This is a genomic window from Variovorax sp. SRS16, from assembly GCF_901827165.1.
Taxonomy (GTDB): Bacteria; Pseudomonadota; Gammaproteobacteria; order Burkholderiales; family Burkholderiaceae_C; genus Variovorax.
This window is the reverse complement of record NZ_LR594666.1, coordinates 5,299,635-5,321,373: the sequence shown is the minus strand read 5'-3', so window position 1 is coordinate 5,321,373 and position 21,739 is coordinate 5,299,635. Positions and strand designations below refer to the sequence as shown.

21 protein-coding genes are annotated in these 21,739 nt (G+C 66.5%); 16 read left to right on the top strand and 5 right to left on the bottom strand.

Annotation, left to right across the window (positions count from 1 at the left end; genetic code table 11):
• Nucleotides 1-27 precede the first annotated feature (27 nt).
• A complete protein-coding gene (locus E5P2_RS25695) occupies nucleotides 28-951 on the top strand; it encodes a LysR substrate-binding domain-containing protein (RefSeq protein WP_162569917.1) in 924 nt (307 codons plus the stop codon).
• Nucleotides 952-963: 12 nt separating this feature from the next.
• Here E5P2_RS25695 and E5P2_RS25690 read toward each other — a convergent pair whose 3' ends face one another.
• The gene (locus E5P2_RS25690; RefSeq protein WP_162569916.1) at nucleotides 964-1,557 is read right to left on the bottom strand and encodes a fasciclin domain-containing protein; all 594 of its coding nucleotides are present in this window, start codon (nucleotides 1,555-1,557) and stop codon (nucleotides 964-966) included.
• Nucleotides 1,558-1,639: 82 nt separating this feature from the next.
• Between E5P2_RS25690 and E5P2_RS25685 the strand changes: the two genes are divergently transcribed.
• The 5 genes from E5P2_RS25685 (at nucleotide 1,640) to E5P2_RS25665 (ending at nucleotide 6,705) form a co-directional block, all read left to right on the top strand.
• A complete protein-coding gene (locus tag E5P2_RS25685) occupies nucleotides 1,640-2,500 on the top strand; it encodes a ProQ/FINO family protein (protein ID WP_232080849.1) in 861 nt (286 codons plus the stop codon).
• A 369-nt stretch (nucleotides 2,501-2,869) separates the two neighbouring features.
• The gene (locus E5P2_RS25680; protein ID WP_162569915.1) at nucleotides 2,870-3,145 is read left to right on the top strand and encodes a hypothetical protein; all 276 of its coding nucleotides are present in this window, start codon (nucleotides 2,870-2,872) and stop codon (nucleotides 3,143-3,145) included.
• A gap of 207 nt (nucleotides 3,146-3,352) precedes the next feature.
• Nucleotides 3,353-4,378: an SDR family oxidoreductase gene (locus E5P2_RS25675; RefSeq protein ID WP_332107559.1), complete on the top strand. Its 1,026-nt coding sequence runs from the start codon at nucleotides 3,353-3,355 to the stop codon at nucleotides 4,376-4,378.
• A gap of 100 nt (nucleotides 4,379-4,478) precedes the next feature.
• Nucleotides 4,479-4,955: an oxidoreductase gene (locus E5P2_RS25670; RefSeq protein ID WP_162569913.1), complete on the top strand. Its 477-nt coding sequence runs from the start codon at nucleotides 4,479-4,481 to the stop codon at nucleotides 4,953-4,955.
• A 115-nt stretch (nucleotides 4,956-5,070) separates the two neighbouring features.
• Entirely contained in the window at nucleotides 5,071-6,705 is a 1,635-nt protein-coding gene (locus E5P2_RS25665; protein ID WP_162569912.1) for a hybrid sensor histidine kinase/response regulator, read from the top strand.
• Here E5P2_RS25665 and E5P2_RS25660 read toward each other — a convergent pair.
• Complete coding sequence (locus E5P2_RS25660; RefSeq protein ID WP_162569911.1) at nucleotides 6,665-7,513, bottom strand: helix-turn-helix domain-containing protein; 849 nt, start codon at nucleotides 7,511-7,513, stop codon at nucleotides 6,665-6,667. The two genes, E5P2_RS25665 and E5P2_RS25660, sit on opposite strands and share 41 nt — an antisense overlap.
• A gap of 130 nt (nucleotides 7,514-7,643) precedes the next feature.
• Here E5P2_RS25660 and E5P2_RS25655 point away from each other — a divergent pair, with 130 nt between their 5' ends.
• Nucleotides 7,644-8,330: a hypothetical protein gene (locus E5P2_RS25655; protein WP_162569910.1), complete on the top strand. Its 687-nt coding sequence runs from the start codon at nucleotides 7,644-7,646 to the stop codon at nucleotides 8,328-8,330.
• On the opposite strand, the gene E5P2_RS25650 is transcribed toward E5P2_RS25655, so the two are convergent.
• Nucleotides 8,251-10,428 (bottom strand): malate synthase G, encoded by a 2,178-nt coding sequence (locus E5P2_RS25650; RefSeq protein WP_162569909.1) that lies wholly within the window; start codon nucleotides 10,426-10,428, stop codon nucleotides 8,251-8,253. The genes E5P2_RS25655 and E5P2_RS25650 overlap by 80 nt on opposite strands.
• 122 nt (nucleotides 10,429-10,550) lie before the next feature.
• Nucleotides 10,551-11,291 carry an IclR family transcriptional regulator gene (locus E5P2_RS25645; protein ID WP_162569908.1) on the bottom strand — a complete coding sequence of 247 codons (741 nt, stop codon included), beginning with the start codon at nucleotides 11,289-11,291 and terminating at the stop codon, nucleotides 10,551-10,553.
• A gap of 108 nt (nucleotides 11,292-11,399) precedes the next feature.
• On the opposite strand from E5P2_RS25645, the gene E5P2_RS25640 reads away from it, so the two are divergent.
• Genes E5P2_RS25640 through E5P2_RS25615 form a run of 6 tightly spaced genes read left to right on the top strand, consistent with a single transcriptional unit; the run spans nucleotide 11,400 to nucleotide 18,016 of the window.
• On the top strand, nucleotides 11,400-12,332 hold the full coding sequence (locus tag E5P2_RS25640; RefSeq protein ID WP_162569907.1) for a hydroxymethylglutaryl-CoA lyase: 933 nt from the start codon (nucleotides 11,400-11,402) through the stop codon (nucleotides 12,330-12,332).
• Entirely contained in the window at nucleotides 12,325-13,527 is a 1,203-nt protein-coding gene (locus E5P2_RS25635) for a CaiB/BaiF CoA transferase family protein (protein WP_162569906.1), read from the top strand. The genes E5P2_RS25640 and E5P2_RS25635 overlap by 8 nt, the downstream gene beginning before the upstream one ends.
• Before the next feature lie 3 nt (nucleotides 13,528-13,530).
• Nucleotides 13,531-14,511, top strand: a complete 981-nt coding sequence (locus E5P2_RS25630; protein ID WP_162569905.1) for a Bug family tripartite tricarboxylate transporter substrate binding protein — start codon at nucleotides 13,531-13,533, stop codon at nucleotides 14,509-14,511.
• 47 nt (nucleotides 14,512-14,558) lie between these two features.
• Nucleotides 14,559-15,518, top strand: coding sequence for a LysR family transcriptional regulator (locus E5P2_RS25625; RefSeq protein ID WP_162569904.1), 960 nt, complete (start codon nucleotides 14,559-14,561; stop codon nucleotides 15,516-15,518).
• Entirely contained in the window at nucleotides 15,515-15,973 is a 459-nt protein-coding gene (locus tag E5P2_RS25620) for a DUF2214 family protein (RefSeq protein ID WP_162569903.1), read from the top strand. The genes E5P2_RS25625 and E5P2_RS25620 overlap by 4 nt, the downstream gene beginning before the upstream one ends.
• Before the next feature lie 6 nt (nucleotides 15,974-15,979).
• Complete coding sequence (locus E5P2_RS25615) at nucleotides 15,980-18,016, top strand: fused MFS/spermidine synthase (protein ID WP_162569902.1); 2,037 nt, start codon at nucleotides 15,980-15,982, stop codon at nucleotides 18,014-18,016.
• Nucleotides 18,017-18,086: 70 nt separating this feature from the next.
• Here E5P2_RS25615 and E5P2_RS25610 read toward each other — a convergent pair whose 3' ends face one another.
• On the bottom strand, nucleotides 18,087-18,404 hold the full coding sequence (locus tag E5P2_RS25610) for a PsiF family protein (RefSeq protein WP_162569901.1): 318 nt from the start codon (nucleotides 18,402-18,404) through the stop codon (nucleotides 18,087-18,089).
• Nucleotides 18,405-18,534: 130 nt separating this feature from the next.
• On the opposite strand from E5P2_RS25610, the gene argS reads away from it, so the two are divergent.
• The 3 genes from argS to E5P2_RS25595 all read left to right on the top strand — a co-directional run bounded on the left by argS (nucleotide 18,535) and on the right by E5P2_RS25595 (nucleotide 21,657).
• On the top strand, nucleotides 18,535-20,208 hold the full coding sequence (gene argS, locus E5P2_RS25605; RefSeq protein ID WP_162569900.1) for an arginine--tRNA ligase: 1,674 nt from the start codon (nucleotides 18,535-18,537) through the stop codon (nucleotides 20,206-20,208).
• A gap of 16 nt (nucleotides 20,209-20,224) precedes the next feature.
• Nucleotides 20,225-20,926, top strand: a complete 702-nt coding sequence (locus E5P2_RS25600; protein ID WP_162569899.1) for an SPOR domain-containing protein — start codon at nucleotides 20,225-20,227, stop codon at nucleotides 20,924-20,926.
• Nucleotides 20,927-21,009: 83 nt separating this feature from the next.
• Nucleotides 21,010-21,657, top strand: a complete 648-nt coding sequence (locus tag E5P2_RS25595) for a thiol:disulfide interchange protein DsbA/DsbL (protein ID WP_162569898.1) — start codon at nucleotides 21,010-21,012, stop codon at nucleotides 21,655-21,657.
• Nucleotides 21,658-21,739 lie beyond the last annotated feature (82 nt).

Below are 21,739 nucleotides of genomic sequence, written 5' to 3'. Positions count from 1 at the left end.
CTCAAACGGTCATTCGGAACTCATTGCATGCGCCGAGAGAATGTGAAGCCCGCGGCCGAGCTGCCGCCCCTGGAACTGCTGCGCAGCTTCGAGGCGGCCGCGCGCACGCTCAGCTTCACGCGCGCGGCGACCGAGCTGTCCCTCACCCAGTCGGCCGTGAGCCGCCAGATCCAGCAACTGGAAGCCAGCATCGGCGTGCCGTTGTTCGAGCGCCGCCATCGCGCGCTCGCGCTCACCGAGGCGGGCGCGGTCATGCAGCGCGCGGTGACTGAGAGCCTTGAGCGCCTGCGCGACGCCACCGCGCGGGTGCGTGTCGCATCGACGCCGCGGCAGGTCGCGATCACCACCACGCCGGGCTTTGCTTCCTTCTGGCTGATCCCCCGGCTGGCGCGCTTCACGGCGGATCATCCGCTGGTCGACGTGCGCGTCTCGGCCACGCTCGAGGTGCAGGAGCTCGAACGCAGCCGCCTCGATATCGCGGTGCGCTTCGTGCCGATCGATCGTGGCATCGGCACCGCCCTGTTCGAGGAGTCGCTGGTGCCGTTGTGCGCGCCGCAGCTCGCCGCGGCGCTGCGCACGCCGGCCGACCTGGCGGAGCAGACGCTGCTCACGGTCGACGCACCGCCGCAGCATGGCGCGCCCACCGCGGACTGGGAGCCCTGGCTCCAGGTCATGGGCCTCAGCGATCTGCGCATGAAGAACACGATGCGCTTCACGCTCTACACGGATGCCGTGGCGGCCGCCGTGGCCGGCCAGGGCGTGGTGATCGGCCGCCTGCCTCTCCTGCGCGAGCTGCTGCAGACGGGCCGCCTGGTCGGCCTCTTCGGCGAAGGCGCGAGCTCGCGCCGCGGCTACTTCATCGAAAGCTCGCGCCGCGCGGCCGGCAACGCGGACGCGCAGGATTTCATGCGCTGGCTGCGGGCCGAAGCCGAGGCCGTCGAGCGCACTTGAAGCGCCGCCGGATCAACCCGGCAGCAGCACCTTGTCGACGACGTGGATCACGCCGTTCGACTGGTAGACATTGGCGATCGTCACCGTCGCGGTGCCGCCCTTGGCATCCGTGATCATCACGTGACCGCCGCTCATGGTCGCGGTCAGCGTGCCGCCGCTGGCCGTCTTCAGCATCGCCCTGCCGCCGCCGGCGTTGATCATGCTCATCAGCGCCGGGCCATCGAGCCGGCCGGGCACCACGTGGTAGGTCAGCACCTTGGTCAGCGTCGCCTTGTTCTCGGGCTTGAGCAGGGTGTCGACCGTGCCGGCCGGCAGTGCGGCGAAGGCCTCGTTGGTCGGTGCGAAGACAGTGAAGGGGCCGGGGCTCTTGAGCGTGTCCACCAGGCCCGCGGCCTTCACGGCAGCGACGAGCGTGGTGTGGTCCTTCGAATTGACGGCGTTGTCGACGATGTCCTTGTTGGCATACATCGGCGCGCCGCCGACCATCGGATTCGACATGTTGCTGCCGGACATGCTGCTGCCCGACATGCCGTCCTTCATGCCCATGCCGCCCGCGCACGCGCTGAGGAGAACCGAGACACCGACTGCGATCATGAGTTTTTTCATGGAGATACCTTTTGGCTGGAGTTGAAGATCGAGTGCCCGTGAACTCCACCGCAGGAAGCGGCGGCACGAGAGCGCCCGACGGATGTACGCGGCCGCGGCGCGAACGGTTTGTAGGAGGAAACCCCTGAATCCAATTCGGGATCGGTTGCGAACCCGCGCCGAAGGTGTCGGCGCGGCATTACAGTTCGGGGCTACCCTTCCTGCCGGCATGTGCCGGCCGCAGACAAAGAACCCCGATCGCTCGATGACCACCGATACCGCCGCAGAACCCGTTGCCACCCGCAAGGAAGGCGCCCGCGCGCGCCGCAACAACCCGCCGCCGAAGGGGCCGCAGCAGCGGCCGCGCAAGGTCCACCCCGTGCTCCAGCGCCTGTTCGAGCTCTATCCGAAGATGTTCGGCGCCCGCTTCCTGCCGCTCAAGCTTGGCGTGTACCAGGAACTGCTCGCGCTGCACGGCGAGGAATTCAAACGCGAGGACCTCAAGCTCGCGCTCGGGCTGCATGCGCGCTCGACGCGCTACCTCGAGGCCGTGGCTGCGGGCTACAAGCGTCATGATCTGCAAGGCGTGGCGGTGGAAGACGTCGCGCCTGAGCATGTCCATCACGCGATCCTCGAAGTGTTCCGCCGCCGGCAGGGCCGCACCCAGGAAGACCTGCGGCCGCAGCTGCGCGATCGACTGATCGCGGCCATCGAGGGCTCGGGCCTCTCGCGGGAAGACTACATGGGGGTCGTGCGCACGCAGGATGAGGCATCGGCCGCCGCGCTCGACGAGGCCTTCGCCGAACTGGGCGCGCGCACCGCGAAGCGCGAGGCGCTGCTGCGGGCCTTCGAGGCCAGCGGCAAGACGGTGGCGGAGTTTGCGGAGATGTATGGCATGGACCCGAAGGAGGTTGGGAAGACCCTGGATCGAGCCCGTGCGGCGAAGGCCCCCGTATCGCCGTGATCAGAAGCTCGCGTTGAGGTTGAAGCCCAATGTGAGCTTCGCCGTGCGAAACCCCTCGGGCCTGGAGCGCGGTGTGCCGGCGCAAAGTGAAGCATTGCCGAAGAGCCGCACTTTGCGCTGCTCGCCAGCTTGCGTCCAACGGCAAGACGCCAAAGCATAGACGCATCGCACAAGCGCCATTCACTGAGCGTGATGTCGACCCCGAGTCCATCAACGCTGCTGCGCAATTCAAATATCGCAAATTGTCGTGCAGCGCTCTGCGCGCTCAAAAACGTTCCTACTATCTGCGCCGGGCATGGACCTTGGGTACGTCTGCACTCAGCGTCACTCGCTCGAAACCGAAACACCGTCCAAAAAGAGAGGTTGCGCATGAAGAAAAACGAAGGCAGAGAGGCGATCGTCTGCGTCCCGGAGACCATCAGGGAGTCGTTCCCCTGTACCAAGACCGGCGCCATGACCAATGGCTACGAGCATTGCCCGGAGTGCCCTGCCGCGAAACTGTTCGCCAAGGCCAAAGGTCGCTTTCGAAAGAAAGATGCAGAGGGTAATCCGATCAAACATCCAACCGTTCTCCACGCAATGCTCATGGGTGCGTCGAAGCGCAATGCCAAAGCCAGTCGGGCGAAGCGGTCGAAGAAAGCGTGATCCATACGGGCAGCTTCTGACGTGACGCCGCACACGATTCGTCCTGTGCGGCACTCTGCTCAAAAGTCATGGAGACGTTGACTCGCAAGTAGCAAGTTATTTGCTGATTTTGGCCGCCTTTTTGATGTTCATCCTTGTCGAATGCCCCGATGATCGCCAACTCGCAATGTCATTCGGAATAGAGCATCGGGGTTGTGGTGAGTCGTCGTGTGCGTCGCTCGATTCGCGTTGACTATTTGGGCGCCGTATCCGAAGAGCGCGTCTCACGCTTCATCAACGCTCGGCAAGCGATGGCACATCCAGGGAGTCACAGTGAACCATAGGCAATTTCGGCGGGCCGCAATACTGCGTTTGGTTTGGTCGCGACTTACCAAGGGCACCTGCAAAGATCAGCAGCCGCGCCTGTCGCTTGTCCGCCCCAATGGGAACTATGCGGTCCAAGTTTCTGAGCATCACGTCGAGGCAAGAGAGCGCTTGGCTTCCCCCGTCGGAAATTCGTCTCGGCATGGCAGCACAGTCCACTCATGGGCCTTGGTCACGGGCGGATCGGGTCGCGGGGGCGCGGCCATCGTTCGTGCACTTCATGCGCGCGGCCTGTCGGTCGTGATTCATCACACAGACGAGTCTCTCGGCAAGGCAAAGGCCTTGCGCGCGGAACTCGAACTTTTGCGGCCAGGCACCACCGAACTTTGGTCCGCGGACTTTGCAGCTGACGACTTCGTGGTCCCGGCATGGCTTGCGGACAAGGGTGTGACGATTCTGGTTTGCAATGCTTCGACCTACCGGCCCAGCGATGTCGGCGACTCGAATCGCGCGGACATCGATATTGCCATCCATGTCACCGCCCACGCAGCCATCCTCGCCGCGCTGCGGCCGCGACCCGGGCAGCCTCTACCGCTTGGATCGGTCGTTGCGATTGCCGATATCGCGGTAGATCGTCCACCCAAGGGACACGTGTCCTACGCCACTGCCAAGGGCGCACTCCAGTCGATGATTCTTACGCTTGCGAACGACTGGGCGCCGCATGTGCGTTGCAATGTCGTGCAGTTCGGCACCTTGCGCTATGCGGAGGGCGTGATCGATATCGACCGCGTGAGAAGGATCCGCGAATCCGTACCGTTGAGCGGGATCGGAATTCTGGAAGAGCTCGCGGGCGCTGTCGTTCGCCTGGCCATCGATACGCCCTATGTGACTGGCCAAGTGCTGGCGGTCGCCAGTGGAAAAAATAGATAGCTGGATGGACCGGCGTGGGTACAACAAGATTTTGAACGGATAGTCCGCGACAGGCATTGAAAAGGGAGGAACCATGCTTCACAGAAGGCAACTTGTGACGATGGCTGCATTCGGTGCCTTGCCGCGAATTGGGCATTCCATCGAGGACCGAAATGCCTTCCTGATCGTCGGCGGCAGCATCGCCAAGTTCACGGATGAAAAAGAGAGGACATACCGATTCAGTGAAGCGGAATTTATGTCGCTCCCACACGCCTCCATCACAACGGCGACCATCTGGACTCCTCGATCGAAGTTCGATGGTCCTTTGTTGGCGGACGTGCTCATGCACGTCGAGGCGGCTGGGTCGCGCCTGGACGTGCAGGCCCTCGATAACTACAGTGCCCGCATTCCTATGTCGGACCTCAGAACCTATGGCCCCATCCTTGCGCACAGTCGAGACGGAAAGCGCATGACTGCGCGCGATCTTGGCCCACTGTTTGTGATGTATCCAAGAGACAAATACCCGGACGCGCTCAACAAACTGTTCGCGCAGGCCAGATTCATCTGGCAGGTACGGAACATCACCGTTGTCGAATAGTACTGCGTGGCTTGCGCGGCCGCGCGGATACGGCATTGTCATTGCTGCCTTGGCGACCATTGCAATCTCGTTTGTTGCCGTCAGCTCGCAGATCTCGCGATTGGACGAGAGGATCATGAACAGCACAGGACCTGGCGAAGGCTATTACTGGACAGTCGCGCAATACGAAATGGCCTACCTGCGTGTGCGTGAAGCGATTGAAATCCTTGCCCTCCATGGCGACGTGGGCGACGACGAGCTATCGAAGCGAGGCGCTGTGTTGATGTCAAGAGAATTGATTCTGACCAGCGAATCGGAGCTGACTGCCTATTTCGAGAATATTCCCGGATTTGCAGTTGGCAGGCAGGAGATTGTTGCGTTCCATCGTCGTGTAGATCCCATGCTCGACTCGCCTGAAGAATCGCGCGCGCATGCGGGTGAACTGGTCAAGGAGTTCGCCAACATCGAGAACACTATCTTGACTCTCGCGACCGAGGTCAATATGGAAGAGCTGCAGGCGCGCAGTGCAACATTGGAGAGCCTGCTGACGCAGCGGCACCTTCTCTGGATCGCGGTACGGATTGACTTTGGGTTGATGCTGCTATGGGTCCTGAGCGCAAGTCTTTCGTTGTCTAGATACCTGCGAGAAGTAAGGACACGCGAACGCGCCCTCGAAGCCGAGCACATCGCCGTACAAGCCAAGACCCAATTCCTCAGCATGGTCAGCCACGAGCTCCGATCCCCGCTTCAAAGCATCATCTCCGCACTCGACGTTCTCGAAGAAAGCCAGCAGGCCTTGCCGGAGCAAGCGTCGGTGACCCGGCGCATTCGGCGATCGGCCGACGAACTCGCCGTGCATCTCAGGGATCTGCTGACGCTGGCGCGCGGACAGACCGGCCGCATCGAGCTGAGGCCGGAGGTCTTCGAAGCCTCGGCGCTGGTTCGGGAGATGGTCGAGGATGCGACGGAGGCTGCTGAAGCCAAGGGCCTGAAGCTGACGGTGGAAACGCCTTCGGATCCCATCTTCGCCGTGGCCGACGGTGCGCGCATCGGCCAGCTGCTGCAGAACCTGATCGACAACGCCGTCAAGTACACGAGCCAGGGCCGCGTGGCCGTCACGCTGCTGCCCTTCGACACATTGAAGGCTGCACTGTGTCTTCGCGTGGCGGACACCGGTCCCGGCCTTCCCGCGAATGCGATCGGCACGGTGACGCAGGGACTTGAGCCGGTGCCGCATCAGCCTGGCAGAGGGCGCGGTATCGGATTGGCGGTGGTGCGGGCCTTGCTCCAGCAGCTCGGCGGCTCGATTCAAGTCTCGGAAACGAGGGGCGGTGGAACGACCGTCGATCTGGTCATTCCCGCCGTGGCGGCTGAAGATCGCGCGCCGGTCGAAGGCAGTGGAGAACGGCGGCTTCTGATCGTCGACGACAGCTCGGAGCGCATGGAAGAGATGGCGCATGCATGCGCGGAGCTGGCATTGCGCTGCGACAGGGCGAGCTCCACGGCCGTCGCGCTGAACCTGCTCGCCGCGCATTGCTACGGCACAGTTCTGATCGATCTTGAGATGCTCCGCAAGTCCGGCGCCGAGATGGTGGCGAAAGTCAGGGCCTGCAGCCTGAGTGGCCATGCGCGCGTGGTTGCAATGGCGTCAGGCCGCGCGCGGAAAAACGACCTGAGTGCATTCGACATCGTTCTCGAGAAGCCTGTTCGCCGCGAACAGATCGCTGCTCTCATGCAGCCGCAAAGGATTCCGCCAGCGCAGCAGAAATAATCGAAAGCCGCGCCGGCTTCTCGAAGAACTTGAGCCGGTATCTGGCCATGGCCGTCGCGATGTCGGATTCGTCGGCCGTGCCGGTCTCCACTTCTCCGGTCAGGACAACGATCGGGCAATGCGCATCGCGCGATCGGATCGACCCGACGAGTTCGCGCACCGTGTCCTTGCGGCCGTTAGTCTCGATGATCCAGTCCAATACATAGCCGTCGAAGTGGCCGTCTTCGGACGCGGCCATGATCGAGGCGAGGTCGGTGAAGGGCGCGGCGTCGTAGCCGGCCGACTTGAGATAACCGGCGATCGTCTCGGCGCTGTCGGTGTGGTCGTCGAGTACCGCAATGCAGCGGCTCGCGGCCGAAGAGGGCTCGATCACCAGCCGAACGATGTCGTACGCCTGCCGCGTCAGGTTGTCCTCGGCCGGCACCACATGCCAATCCGATTCAACCCATGCCGCGACGAGAGCGCCCGGGCGCGGCTTGTGGATCGGCGCGCCGCGAGCGAAGCGGCATGCGATGCTCGTCGTGCCGATCCTGAGCGTGCCGCGCAGCAACTCGCCCAGCTGCCCGAGGGACACCATGCCAGCCAGCGACTCGCCGAAGTGCTCGGCGAGCGTGCGCAACTCTTCGAGCGTCCACGTGGCGTCGGTGGTGAGGCGGCGATGTCCTTGTGAATACGAGAGCTTGAGGACCTCGGTCACGACCGTCGAATGCTTGCGTCGGGGCACGGCGTGGCGGTCCAGCAAGGCCCGGACGCATTGGGCGGCCAGGGTCTCGGACGTCGGATCGACCGGGTGAATGGAATCAGTCATGGCGGCTCTCCCTGATGGCTCGCGCTGGACGCGCGATTTTTTCGTCATTCAATGCCTGAGAATCAGCATAATGCGCGCTAACTAGCGCATCTCGCGAGCTTCACTTGACTCACTGCTCAGGTGCGACCGCGTGATCTTAGTTGCCGCCTCGGCATGCAGCGAGACCGGTGAAGGGCCAACAGAATCCGCTTCAGCGGATCGGGCCAAGAAGTTAATTTGCTGTCACACAGGAGAGGCCATGAATCCTAAAAAGGATGTGTCGCGTTTGCGGGAAAGGCGAGTGCGGAGCGGCGTTGGGCGCCGTCTGCATGAAGCCAGTCAGTTGCCGTATACGCTGCGACAGGATGCGCAGGCGCACTGGGGCGCCGGCGTCGAACTCGCTGCGCCGCGCGAGAACGGCTGCTACACCGGGCCGGTGATTTCGAGCGGCGCCTATCTGGTTCAGAGAGTGGACGAGAAAAGCGTGATCGTGCATCGGCTGGCCGATGTCGATGTCTCGGCCAACGACAACTTGCGACGCCGCGCGAGCGAGAACCGGCTGAGCGGCGTGCAGATGCAGATCCGCTATGTCGGCGCCAGCGCCGAGGCCCGGTTCCACGATCCCGAGCGCGCCGCCATCGAGGAGATCTTCGGCCGCATTCATCAAAGCGCCGAGGAGCGCTTCGGCAGGGGCACCGACAGTTATGGTGCCTTCGCGCGCCAGCTCGATGAAGTCAAGCAGGCGCTGATCGAGAAGCTCAGGCCTTGCCCTTCACCTTCAAGCGCCACGCGTGCAACAACGGCTCGGTATAGCCGCTGGGTTGCTCGATGCCCTTGAACACCAGGTCCTGCGCGGCCTGGTAGGCGGCCGAGGTGTCGAAGTGGCCGGCCATGTTCCGGTAGAGCGGGTCGCCCGCGTTCTGCTTGTCCACCACGGCCGCCATGCGCTGGAAGGTGGCGTCGACCTGCGCCTTCGTCACCACGCCGTGCAGCAGCCAGTTGGCGATGTGCTGGCTCGAGATGCGCAGCGTCGCGCGGTCTTCCATCAGGCCGATGTCGTGGATGTCGGGCACCTTCGAGCAGCCGACACCCTGGTCGATCCAGCGCACCACGTAGCCGAGGATGCCCTGCACGTTGTTGTCGAGCTCCTGCTGACGCTCCTCGGCCGACCATTTCGCCTCGGGTGCGACCGGCACCTGGAGCAGGTCGTTCAGGATGTTGTCGCGCTCGGCATTGGCGTCGATCTTCTCGAGCTCCTTCTGCACTTCGGCGACGTTGACCTGGTGGTAATGCAAGGCATGCAGCGTGGCGGCGGTGGGCGAGGGCACCCAGGCGGTGTTGGCGCCGGCCCTGGGGTGCGCGATCTTCTGCTCGAGCATTGCGGCCATCAGGTCGGGCATGGCCCACATGCCCTTGCCGATCTGCGCCTTGCCGCGCAGGCCGCACGCGAGGCCGACCAGCACGTTGCTCTTCTCGTAGGCGGCGATCCACGGCGTGCTCTTCATGTCGCCCTTGCGCAGCATCGGGCCGGCCTGCATGGCGGTGTGCATCTCGTCGCCGGTGCGGTCCAGGAAGCCGGTGTTGATGAAGGCCACGCGCGCGGCGGCCTCGGCGATGCAGGCCTTGAGGTTGATGCTGGTGCGGCGCTCCTCGTCCATGATGCCGAGCTTGACGGTGTTGGCCGGCAGGCCGAGCAGCTGCTCGACGCGGCCGAACAGTTCGCTCGCGAACGCGACCTCGGCCGGGCCATGCATCTTGGGCTTCACGATGTAGACGCTGCCGGTGCGCGAGTTGCCCTTGCGCTTCAGGTCGACGGTGGCGATGGTCGTGGTGACGACCGCGTCCATGATGCCTTCGGGGATTTCCTTGCCGTCGCCGTAGAGGATCGCCGGGTTGGTCATCAGGTGGCCGACATTCCGCACGAACATCAGCGAGCGGCCGTGCAGCCTCACCGGCTTGCCGTCGGCGCCCGTGTACTCGCGGTCGGGGTTGAGGCCACGTGTGAAGGTCTTGCCGCCCTTGGACACTTCCTCGGTCAGCGTGCCTTGCAGGATGCCGAGCCAGTTCGAATAGGCGAGCACCTTGTCGGCCGCATCGACCACGGCCACCGAGTCCTCGAGGTCGAGGATGGTGGACAGCGCGGCTTCGACGATCACGTCGCTGACGCCGGCCGCATCGCTTCGGCCGATGGTGGTGCTGCGGTCGATCCGGATGTCGAGGTGGATGCCGTTGTGCCTGATCAGCACCGAGCTCGGCGCCGACGCGTCGCCCTGGTAGCCGATGAACTGCGACGGGTCCGCCAGGCCGGTGCTGCTGCTTTGCAGCGCGACCACCAGCCGGCCGTCCTTGACCGCGTAGCCCGTCGCGTTGCGGTGCGAGCCGTTGGCGAGCGGCGCGGCCTGGTCGAGCACGCCGCGCGCGAAGTCGATCACCTTCGCGCCGCGCGCCGGGTTGTAGCCCTTGCCCTTCTCGGCGCCGCCGCTTTCGGGAATCGCATCGGTGCCGTAGAGCGCGTCGTACAGCGAGCCCCAGCGCGAGTTGGCGGCGTTGAGCGCATAGCGCGCATTGAGAATCGGCACCACCAGCTGCGGGCCGGCCTGCAGTGCGAGTTCGGCATCGACATTCGCCGTCGTCGTCTTCACGTCCTTCGGTTGCGGCAACAGGTAGCCGATCGATTCGAGGAAGGCGCGGTAGGCCGGCATGTCGGCGATCGGGCCGGGATGCGCCTTGTGCCATGCGTCCATCTCGGCCTGCAGGCGGTCGCGCTCGGCCAGCAGCGCGAGGTTCTTCGGCGCCAGCTCGGTCACGATCGCGTCGAAGCCCTTCCAGAAGGTCGCGCTGTCGACGCCGGCGGCGGGCAGCACCTGCTGTTCGATGAAGCGATGGAGTTCGGTCGCGACCTGGAGGCCGTGGACGGTGGTGCGTGGTTCGGTCATGAAAAAGGCTCCCAAAGGGACGAAAGGAAAAGCGCGCGCGCGGCAGGCCTCTACTTTATTAGATACACGTCAAATCATTAAGAAGCCGAAAGGCGTTTGATTGATGATCAAACAGAGGGTAATCAGACGCGTCCGGTGAGCCGGGCGGCCGCATCGCGCACCGGCTGCACGAAGCGCTTGTCGTAGCGATGGACCGGCATCGTGAGCGTGACCGCGCCCGCGAGCGAACCGTCGGCGCGGAACACGGGTGCCGAAATGCCGGCCAGCTCCGCGGAGCGGTCGCCGACCAGTGCGCAGTAGCCCTGGCGTCGGATGGTGTCGCAGAGCTTGCCGTCCTTGCCGTCGCGCGGCCGTTCGGCCTCGGGGCCGAAGGCGATCAGGATGCGCGCGCCCGCGCCGCGGTCGGCGGGCAGCAGGTCGCCGGCGCGCACGTGGTCGCGCACGACATGGGGCGAGTCGACGCGGTACAGGCACAGGCGTGCCCAGCTGGCGCCTTGCTGCTGGCGCACGTGGTAGGCGGCACTCTCGCCGGTGGCGGCGACGAGGCCGCGCAGCACCGGCGGCACGATGTTGTCGAGCGAGAGCGAGGCGGCATACAGCGCGTGCAGCCGCGCGATCTCCATGCCGAGCGCATAGCGGCCGTCGTCCTGCCGGTGGATCAGGCGCGCGTGTTCCAGCGACGCGAGCAGCCGCAGCACGGTGCTCTTGTAGAGCTGGGTGCGCTCGGCGAACTGGGCCAGCGTCAGCGCCTCGTCGCCGGGCTGGAACGTCGACAGGAGGCTGAGCGCGCGGTCGACCGCGGCGGCGCCGCCGGGCGCTGCGTTCAGGTCGGACACCGATTCGGTTTGGGCTTTGCGGGGCATGGGCCGGACTTGACAGTGGAGGGCGATTCAGGATCTAATTCTGTTAAACAGAATATAGTTCTGTAAGATAGAACTGTCAAGCACAGCCCCGCAGGAGACAAGACACCCATGACAGCTCCCGACGTCCTCATCAGCGAAGTCGGCCCGCGCGATGGCCTGCAGTCTGTCAAGGCCACGATGCCCACCCACGACAAGCTGCGCTGGATCGATGCGCTCCACGCGGCCGGCGTGCGCGAGATCGAAGTCGCTTCCTTCGTGCCCGCGCGCCTGCTGCCGCAGATGGCCGATGCCGCAGAGGTGGTGCGCCATGCCGTCACCTTGCCCGGCCTGACCGTGATGGCGCTGGTGCCCAACCGCAAGGGCGCCGAGGCGGCGCTGGCCGCGGGCGTGCACAAGCTCACGGTGCCGGTCTCCGCGAGTGCGGCCCATTCGCTGGCCAACGTGCGCAAGACGCGCGAGGAGATGGTGGAAGAGGTGCGCGTGATCTCCGATCTGCGCCGGGCCATCGCGCCGCACGTCAAGCTCGAGGCCGGCATTTCCACCGCTTTCGGCTGCACGCTGCAGGGCGAGGTGCCGGAAGACGAGGTGATCCGGCTCGCAGCGCAGTGCGTCGCGGCCGGCGCCGACGAGTCGGGCCTGTCCGATACGGTCGGCTATGCCAATCCCGCACAGGTGCGGCGATTGTTCAAGCGCCTGTTCGCCGAGATCGGCGACAAGGCCGGCGCGGCCCACATGCACAACACGCGCGGGCTCGGCCTCGCCAACTGCCTCGCGGCTTATGAAGAGGGCGTGCGCACCTTCGATGCCTCGCTCGGCGGCCTCGGCGGCTGTCCCTATGCGCCGGGCGCGTCGGGCAACGTCGTGACCGAGGACCTGGTCTTCATGTTCGAGGCGATGGGCATCGCCACCGGCATCGACATCGCCAGGCTCATCGCGGCGCGCGCGCCGCTCATCGCCGGTCTGCCGGGCGAGCCGGTCTACGGCATGACGCCCGAAGCCGGCCTGCCCAAGAACTTCATCCAGAAAGGCGCCCATGTCTGAATCGAGCCCCGCCTCCAAGCCCCTGCCTTATCAGGGCATCCGCGTCGTCGAGTTCACCCACATGGTGATGGGCCCGACCTGCGGCCTGCTGCTGGCCGACCTCGGCGCCGAGGTCATCAAGGTCGAGCCGATCGACGGCGACAGCACCCGGCGGCTGCTGGGTTCCGGTTCGGGCTTTTTCCCGACCTTCAACCGTAACAAGAAGAGCATCGCGCTCGACCTCAAGCAGCCCGAGGGCGTCGAGGCCGCGCTGCGCCTGATCGCCACCGCCGATATCGTGAGCGAGAACTTCAAGCCCGGCACGATGAAGAAGCTCGGCCTCGACTACGAAAGCCTGAAGAAGCTCAACCCGCGCCTGATCTATGTCAGCCACAAGGGCTTCTTGCCCGGCCCCTACGACCATCGCACCGCGCTTGACGAGGTGGTGCAGATGATGGGCGGCCTGGCCTACATGACCGGCCGCGCCGGCGATCCGCTGCGCGCGGGCACCAGCGTCAACGACATCATGGGCGGCATGTTCGGCGCCATCGGCGCGATGGCCGCGCTGCGGCAGCGCGAGCTCACGGGCCAGGGCTGCGAGGTGCAGTCGGCGCTGTTCGAGAACAACGTGTTCCTCGTCGCGCAGCACATGATGCAGTTCGCGGCGACGGGCAAGGCCGCCGATCCGATGCCGAGCCGCATCTCGGCCTGGGCGGTGTACGACGTCTTCACCGTCAAGGACGGTGAGCAGATCTTCCTGGCCGCCGTCAGCGACAAGCAATGGACCATCTTCTGCAGGGCCTTCGGCCTCGAGGAGATGCTGGCCGATCCGCGCCTGAAGACCAACAACGACCGCGTGCTGGCGCGCGACTGGATGATGCCGATCCTGCGCTCGTACCTGGCGCCCTACAGTGCGGCCGAACTGAGCGCGACCTTCGAGCAGAACGAGCTGCCCTTCGCGCCGATCACCAAGCCGCAGGCGCTGTTCGACGATCCGCACCTCAACGCCACCGGCGGGCTGGCGCCGGTCCGCATGAACGACGGCAGCCTGTCGAAGGTGCCGCTCGCGCCCTTCACGCTCGACGGCCGGCGTCCCGGCATCCGGCTGCAGCCGCCGCTGCTCGGCGAGCACACGAACGAACTGCTCGGCGAAGTCGGCTACAGCGACGCCCAGATCGCTGCCCTCAAGACCCGCCACATCACCCAAGGAGACTGAACCATGCCATTCCCCACTCGCCGTGCGCTCGTCGCCTGCGCCGCTGCGCTGGCCCTGCTGCCGGCCGCATCCGCGCTGGCCGACACGGCCTGGCCCGACAAGCCCGTGCGCTTCGTCGTGCCCTACACGCCGGGCGGCGCGACCGATGCCGTCACGCGGCTCATCGCGCAACGCATCACCGAGGACACGAAGTGGAACTTCGTGGTCGACAACCGCGCTGGCGGCAACGGCAACATCGGCATCGACGTGGTGGCCAAGTCCAGGCCCGACGGCTACACGATCGGCATGGGCCAGACCGCCAACCTCGCGATCAACCCGACCCTGTTCCCCAAGATGCCCTACGACGCATTGAAGGACGTGACGGCGGTCTCCATCGTCGCCTCGCAGCCGGTGGTGCTGGTGGTGCGCGCTGACTCGCCCTACAAGACGCTGGCCGAGGTGGTCGCCGCCGCCAAGGCCAAGCCCGGCGAGCTCAAGCAGGCGCTGGCCGGCACCGGCACACTGGGTCACATGGCCGGCGAGGTACTGGCCAAGCATGTGGGCTTCAAGGTGCTCAACGTGCCGTACAAGGGCGCCGCGCCGGCGCTGACCGACCTGCTCGGCGGCCAGACCGACTACATGTTCGCCACGCCGCAGGGCGCGCTCGGCATGGTCAAGGCCGGCAAGCTGCGCGCGCTGGCCGTCACTTCCGCCAAGCGCCTGCCGGTGATGCCCGACGTGCCGACCGTGGCCGAGACCTACAAGGGCTTCGAAGCGGTCGACTGGAAGGCCATCGTCGCGCCCGCCGGCACGCCGCCCGAGATCGTCAAGAAGCTCAATGCCGCCGTCGACAAGGCGCTGGCCAAGCCGGCGACCATTTCGCAGCTGCTGGCCGAAGGCAGCACGCCGGTCGGCGGCAGCGTGGAGACGGCCGCGCAGTACATCAAGTCCGAGCATGCCAAGTGGGGCGCCGCGGTGCGCGAGGCGGGCGTCCAGCCCGAGTGACCGGACCGCGGCTCCATGGCTCGGGCCGATCGGGATAATCGACGGCGATGGACCGGCTGACGCAACTCGAATCCTTCGTCGCGATCGCCACGCGCGGCAGCCTCACGGCCGCGGCCAGGGCCGAGGGCGTCGCGCCTGCGGTGATGGGCCGGCGCCTCGATGCGCTGGAAGAGCGGCTCGGCGTCAAGCTGCTGCTGCGCACCACGCGCCGGCTCACGCTCACGCACGAGGGCAGCGCCTTCCTCGAGGATTGCCAGCGCATGCTGGTCGAGCTCGCGAACGCCGAGGCCAGCGTGAGCGCAGGCGGCGTCAAGGCCAGCGGCCATCTGCGCGTGACGGCGCCGGCAGGCTTCGGCCGGCGCCATGTCGCGCCGCTGGTGCCGCGCTTCCATCTGCTGCATCCCGAGGTCACGATCTCATTGAACCTCAGCGACCGCCTGGTCGACATGGCGGGCGAGAGCTTCGATTGCGCGGTGCGCGTGGGCGACCTGCCCGATTCGTCGCTGGTGAGCATGCGGCTCGCGGACAACCGGCGCCTGTGCGTGGCGACGCCCGAGTTCGTGCGCCGGCATGGCGCGCCGCGGCACCCGGGCGAGCTCGCGCGCTTCGCCTGCCTGAGCCTGTCGAGCGACGCATCGCAGACGCGCGGCTGGGCATTCAGCGTGCCCATCGAGGGCGGCGAGCGCGAGGTGATCCATCTCAGGCCGAGCGGGCCGCTCGATTGTTCCGACGGCCAGGTGCTGCACGACTGGTGTCTGGCCGGCCACGGCATCGCGTGGCGCAGCACCTGGGAGGTCGAGGCCGAGATCGACGCCGGCCTTCTGGTGCCGCTGCTCGACGAGTTCGCGGCGCCGCCGAACGGCATCTATGCCGTGTTCCCGCAGCGCAAGCACCTGCCGCTGCGGGTTCGGCTGTGGCTGGATTTCCTGAAGGCGCACTATGCGCGGCCGGAGTTCTGGGGCGGCACAATCGCAGCGCCGGCTACTCTTCAGGAACCACCGCGATGACACTCGAAGCCATTCTTGCCTACCTGCATATCCTGGCGATCCTCACCATGGTCGTCTTCATCGCCAGCGAGGCCGCGCTGTGCCGCGTGCAGTGGATGAATGCGGCCGTGGTCGAGCGGCTGGCCCGGGTCGACATGATCTACGGCATCGCCGCGATCGGGGTCCTGGTCACCGGCGTCGCGCGCACCTGGTGGGGCATCAAAGGCACCGCGTGGTACTGGACCAATCCGCTGCTGCACGTGAAGCTCACGCTCTTCATCATCGTCGGTGTGACCTCGATCTTCCCGACGCTCACCTACCTGCGCTGGCGCAAGACGCTGCGTGCCAACGGCACGCTGCCGGACGAGGCCGACATCCGCAAGACCCGCAGGCTGGTGATGGTCCAGGCGCACATCATCGCGGTGATTCCGCTGGCGGCAGTGTTCCTCGCACGCGGCTTCGGCGCACGGAGCTAGCGCCCGATGCGGCCGGCCTTCGTCAAGGCACTGTTCGCCGGCACCATCTTCACCAGTGCGTTCCTGCTGTTCCTCGTCCAGCCGCTGATCGCCAAGCAGATCCTGCCGTGGTTCGGCGGCTCGGCCGCGGTGTGGTCGATCTGCATGGTGTTCTTCCAGGTCGTGCTGCTGGCGGGCTATGCGTATTCGGACTGGATCACGCGCCGCCTCGGCGTGCGCATGCAGGCCCGGTTGCACGTCGGCCTGTTGCTCGCCAGCCTCGCATTCCTGCCGATCGTGACCAGCGCGCGCTGGAAGCCGGACGGCGCCGCCGATCCGACGCTGTGGATTCTCGGCCTGCTGCTGGGCACCATCGGACTGCCGTACTTCCTGCTCTCGACCACCGGTCCGCTGGTGCAGTCGTGGGTCGCGCGCACGCCCTGGGGCGCGCAGGTGTACCGCTACTTCTCGCTCTCGAACCTGGCCTCGCTGGTGTCGCTGCTTTGCTATCCGGTGCTGATCGAGCCGCGCAGCACGCTGCTGCAGCAGGCCTGGGGCTGGTCGATGGCCTATGGTGTGTTCGTGCTGCTCTGCGCGGGCACCACCTTGCATGTGTCGCGGCATTGGGCCGTCGGCACGCCTGCGGCCGTCGCCGACGCGCCACGAGCCGATGCGGCAGCGCCCAAGCCGCGTGTCGCCGACTACCTGATGTGGCTGGCGCTGCCCGCGCTGGGTTCGTGGCTGCTGCTGGCCATCACCAACCACATCACGCAGAACGTCGCGGCCATTCCCTTTCTGTGGGTGCTGCCGCTCTCGGTGTATCTGCTGAGCTTCGTGCTCACCTTCGAAAGCGATCGCTGGTATCGCCGTGCGGTGTGCCTGCCGCTGGCCGCAGTGATGCTCGTGTTGTGCGCGTTCGGGCTGCAGGACGACCTCGGCGCCGACCTGCGCACGGCGCTGCCGATCTATGGGGTCGGCCTGTTCGCGCTGTGCATGTTCCTGCACGGCGAGATGGCCGGGATGCGGCCGGCCAGCGCCTATCTCACGCGCTTCTACCTGATGCTCTCGCTCGGCGGCGCGATCGGCGGCGTGAGCGTGGGGCTCGTCGCGCCGCATCTGCTGCCGGCCTACTATGAACTCGGGATCGGCCTCGTGCTGTGCGCCCTCGCCGCTGCCGTGCTCTGGCGCCGCCGGCGTGTCGCGATGGCAGCTTCGCTCGCGCTGGCCGGCTGCTGCGCGTGGTTCCTGGCGCGGCAGGTGCAGGACGACGCCACCGGCGCGCGCCGCATGGCGCGCAACTTCTACGGCACCCTCGTCACCCTCGACACGCAGCGCGAAGCGCCCGGGGACAACGTGCGCCAGATGTACCACGGCTCGGTCAAGCACGGCGAACAGTTCCTCGCGCCCGACCGGCGCCGCGATCCCACCACCTACTACGGCCCGGGGTCGGGCATCGGGCTGGCCATCGCCGCGGCGCCGGCTGCACCGCGCCGCGTCGGGCTCATCGGCCTCGGCGCCGGTACGCTCGCGACCTACGGCCGTGCCGGCGATGTCTACCGCGTCTACGAGATCAACCCGCAGGTGTTCGAACTGGCCGACAGCGAGTTCAGCTTTCTGGCCGACAGCCGGGCGCGCATCGAGCGCGTGCTCGGCGATGCGCGGCTGGCGCTGGAGCGCGAGCCCGCGCAGGCCTTCGACGTGCTGGCGGTCGACGCGTTCTCGGGCGATTCGGTGCCGATCCACCTGATCACGTCCGAGGCGATGGATGTGTACCTGCGGCACCTGCGCCCCGAAGGCATCATCGCCTTCCACGTCACCAACCGCTTCCTCGCGCTTGCGCCGGTGGTCGAGCGCATCGCGCTGGCCAAGGGCCTGCATGCGGCGCTGGTGCATGACGAGCCCTCGGGCGTCGCGCTGCGCAACACCGACTGGGTGCTGGTCGCGCGCGATCCGCAGGTGCTGGCCCGCGGCGCGATCGGCCGGGCGACCTCCGCGATCGCACCGATCGCGGGCCTGCGCGCCTGGACCGATGACTTCAACAACCTGTTCGGCGTGCTGAAGTAACGCGATCGGCGGACAGAAAAAAGCCCCGCGGATCGAACCGTGCGGGGCTTCAGAGGGCGTGCCGGGCGGATCAGGCCGCGGGGCCGGCGCTCAGGCAGGTCTTCATGAAGGCCTTGCGGTCGTCGCCCTTGAGCGTCTTGGCCTTCGTGTCGGCGTTGCAGCTCTTCATCTTTTCCTGCTGCGTCATCTTGGCCGGCGCGGCGGCGGCGGGCTTGGCGCTCAGGCAGTCCTTCATGAAGGCCTTGCGCTCGTCGCCTTTCTTGTCACCCGCGTCCTTGTTGCAGGTGCCCATCTTGCTTTGCTGTGCGGTGGGGGCCTTGTCGGCCGCGTGGGCCGCACCGAAGGAAAGACAGGCGCCCATGGCGATCGCGGAAAGGAGCTTTTTCATCGTGTACGTCCTACAGAAGTTGGATTGGAAAGGCAGCCCCGGTCCCGGGACTGCTCATGCTAACGGCCGTCGGCGTCCCGCGGATGACCATCGCGGCCGGGGTCCGGTGGGTCGCCGGTAAAATCCGTCGATGCTATTGGTCAAACAGGAGCTGCTCGCGGCGCTCGCGAACACGCTCGATTCCTTCTCGCCCGGCGCCGGCAGCAAAGCCGCGTTCGAGTCGCCCAAGGTGGCGGCGCATGGCGATTTCGCGAGCACCGCGGCGATGCAGCTGGCCAAGCCGCTGCAGCGCAAGCCGCGCGAACTGGCCGAGGAGATCAGCGCCGCGCTGCGCGCCACGCCGGCCTTCGGGCAGTGGGTCGAGGCGGTCGAGATCGCCGGCCCGGGTTTCCTCAACATCCGTCTCAAGACGGCGGCCAAGCAGCAGATCGTGCGCGAGGTGCTGGCCGCCGGCGAGGCTTTCGGCCGACAGCCGGCTCGCAGCGACCGTGTGCTGGTCGAGTTCGTCTCGGCCAATCCGACCGGCCCGCTCCACGTGGGCCACGGCCGCCAGGCCGCGCTCGGCGACGCGATCTGCAACCTGCTGGCGACGCAGGGCGCCGGGGTGTACCGCGAGTTCTATTACAACGATGCCGGCGTGCAGATCCAGACGCTGGCCACCAGCACCCAGCTGCGCGCCAAGGGCTTCAAGCCGGGCGACGCCGAGTGGCCCGAGCAGGCCTACAACGGCGAGTACATCGCCGACATCGCCCTGGACTTCAAGGCGAAGAAGACCGTGCGCTCGGACGACCGCGAATACACCGCCAGCGGCGATGTCGACGACGTCGATTCGATCCGCCAGTTCGCCGTCGCCTACCTGCGCCACGAGCAGGATCTGGACCTCAAGGCCTTCCAGGTGCGCTTCGACAACTACTACCTCGAATCCAGCCTCTACACCAGCGGTCGCGTCGAGGCGACGGTGCGCCGGCTGATCGATGCCGGCAAGACCTACGAGCAGGACGGCGCGCTGTGGCTGAAGTCGACCGACTACGGCGACGACAAGGACCGCGTCATGCGCAAGGGCGACGGCAGCTACACCTACTTCGTGCCCGACGTCGCCTACCACATCGCCAAGTGGGAGCGCGGCTTCCACGAGGTGGTGAACATCCAGGGCACCGACCACCACGGCACCATCGCGCGCGTGCGCGCCGGCCTGCAGGCCGCCGGTGTCGGCATTCCCGCGGGTTATCCCGAGTACGTGCTGCACACCATGGTGCGCGTGATGCGCGGCGGCGAGGAGGTCAAGATCAGCAAGCGCGCCGGCAGCTACGTCACGCTGCGCGACCTGATCGAGTGGACCAGCACCGACGCCGTGCGCTTCTTCCTGCTCAGCCGCAAGCCCGACACCGAATACACCTTCGACATCGACCTCGCGCTGGCGCAGAACAACGACAACCCGGTGTACTACGTGCAGTACGCCCATGCGCGCATCTGCTCGGTGCTGGCCGCGTGGGGCGGCGATGCGGCGACGCTTGCCGGCGTCGACCTCGCGCCGCTGCAGAGCCCGGCCGCGCAGGCGTTGATGCTGCAACTGGCCCGCTACCCCGACATGCTCGCGGCCGCGGCCAAGGACTTCGCGCCGCACGACGTTACCTTCTACCTGCGCGAGCTGGCCGCGAGCTACCACAGCTACTACGACGCCGAGCGCATCCTGGTCGACGACGAAGCCGTGAAGCTCGCCCGCCTGGCCCTGGTCGCCGCCACTGCGCAGGTGCTGCACAATGGTCTCGCAATTCTCGGCGTCGGCGCACCGCGCAAGATGTGATTTCGATTTCCCCAACATGAAACAAAGACAAAGCGGCAACATCGTCATCGGGCTGATCATCGGCCTGGTGCTCGGGCTCGGTGTGGCGCTCGGCATCGCGGTCTACGTGACCAAGGTGCCGATCCCGTTCATGACCAAGACCCAGCGCGGCGGCGCCGAGCAGGACGAGGCCGAGGCCCGCAAGAACAAGGACTGGGATCCCAACGGGCCGCTCGCCGGCAAGGCAGGCGCGCGCGCGCCGGTGGCCTCGGCACCGCAGCCCGCTTCGGTCGGGCCGCTCAATCCGCCGACGCCTGCCGTGCCGGTGGTGGTCGCGCCGAGCGCCCGCGCAGCCTCGGCCGCCGTGACGCCGCCGCGTGCCGCCTCGCGCACGGCGCCGGTGCCGGCCGAAGCCAATGCGCTGCCGCCGTCGAACGATCCGCTCGGCGATCTGGCCAAGGCCCGCTCGAGCGGCGACACGGCGACGGCCGGCGCCAGCGACCCCTTCCTGTACTTCGTGCAGGCGGGCGCCTTCCGAACCAACGACGATGCCGAGGCCCAGCGCGCCAAGCTGTCGCTGATGGGCGTGGAGGCGCGGGTGACCGAGCGCGAGCAGGCCGGCCGCACCGTCTACCGCGTGCGCGTGGGTCCGTTCAACAAGAAGGACGACGCGGACCGGCTCAGGGAGCGGCTCGACGGCGGCGGACTCGAGGCCGCCCTGGTGCGTGTTCAGCGCTGATCGCCTCTTTCCCTTTACTTCATGCGGCCCGGGAACTCCCGACCCGGCCGCGGGCTCTTTCAGCCGCACAGGAGAATTTCTGAATGAAACGTCGTGACTTTTCGCTCGCCGCTGCCTCGCTCGGTCTTTTGCCGCTGGCCATACCTGCGCTGGCGCAGAACCGGCCGCCCAAGGCCGGCACCGATTACATCGTGCTCGGCAAGCCCGCGCCCGTCGACTCGCCCCCGGGCAAGGTCGAGGTGGTCGAGTTCTTCTCGTACAACTGCCCGCATTGCGCGGCCTTCGAGCCCCAGCTCGAAGCCTGGCTCAAGCGCCTGCCGCCGCAAGCCGCCTTCAGGCGCATCCCGGTGCCCTTCGTCGGCAACGACACCGAAACCAAGCAGCGCCTCTACTACACGCTGGAGGCGATGGGCAAGGTGGACGACTACCAGCTCAAGCTGTTCCAGGCCATCCACCAGGAGCGCCAGAACCTGTTCGGCGACGCCGCGATCCTGGCCTGGTCCGAAAAGCAGCCGGGCCTCGATGCCAAGAAATTCGCCGATCTGTTCAAGTCCTTCTCGATCGTCGGCAAGGCCAAGCGTGCGACGCAGCTCACGGGCGACTACCAGGTTGCCGGCGTGCCGGCCCTGGGTGTGGCCGGACGCTGGTACATCGACGGCGACACTGCCGGCTCGCTGGACAAGATGCTGCAGGTCACGGAAGCCCTGATCGGCGAAGCCCGAAAGGGCTGACGCCCTCCTCGCCCCTCTCGAGAAGCCCGCTTCGGCGGGCTTTTTCATCACCGCGCGGGACCGCTCATCGGCCGCATACAAT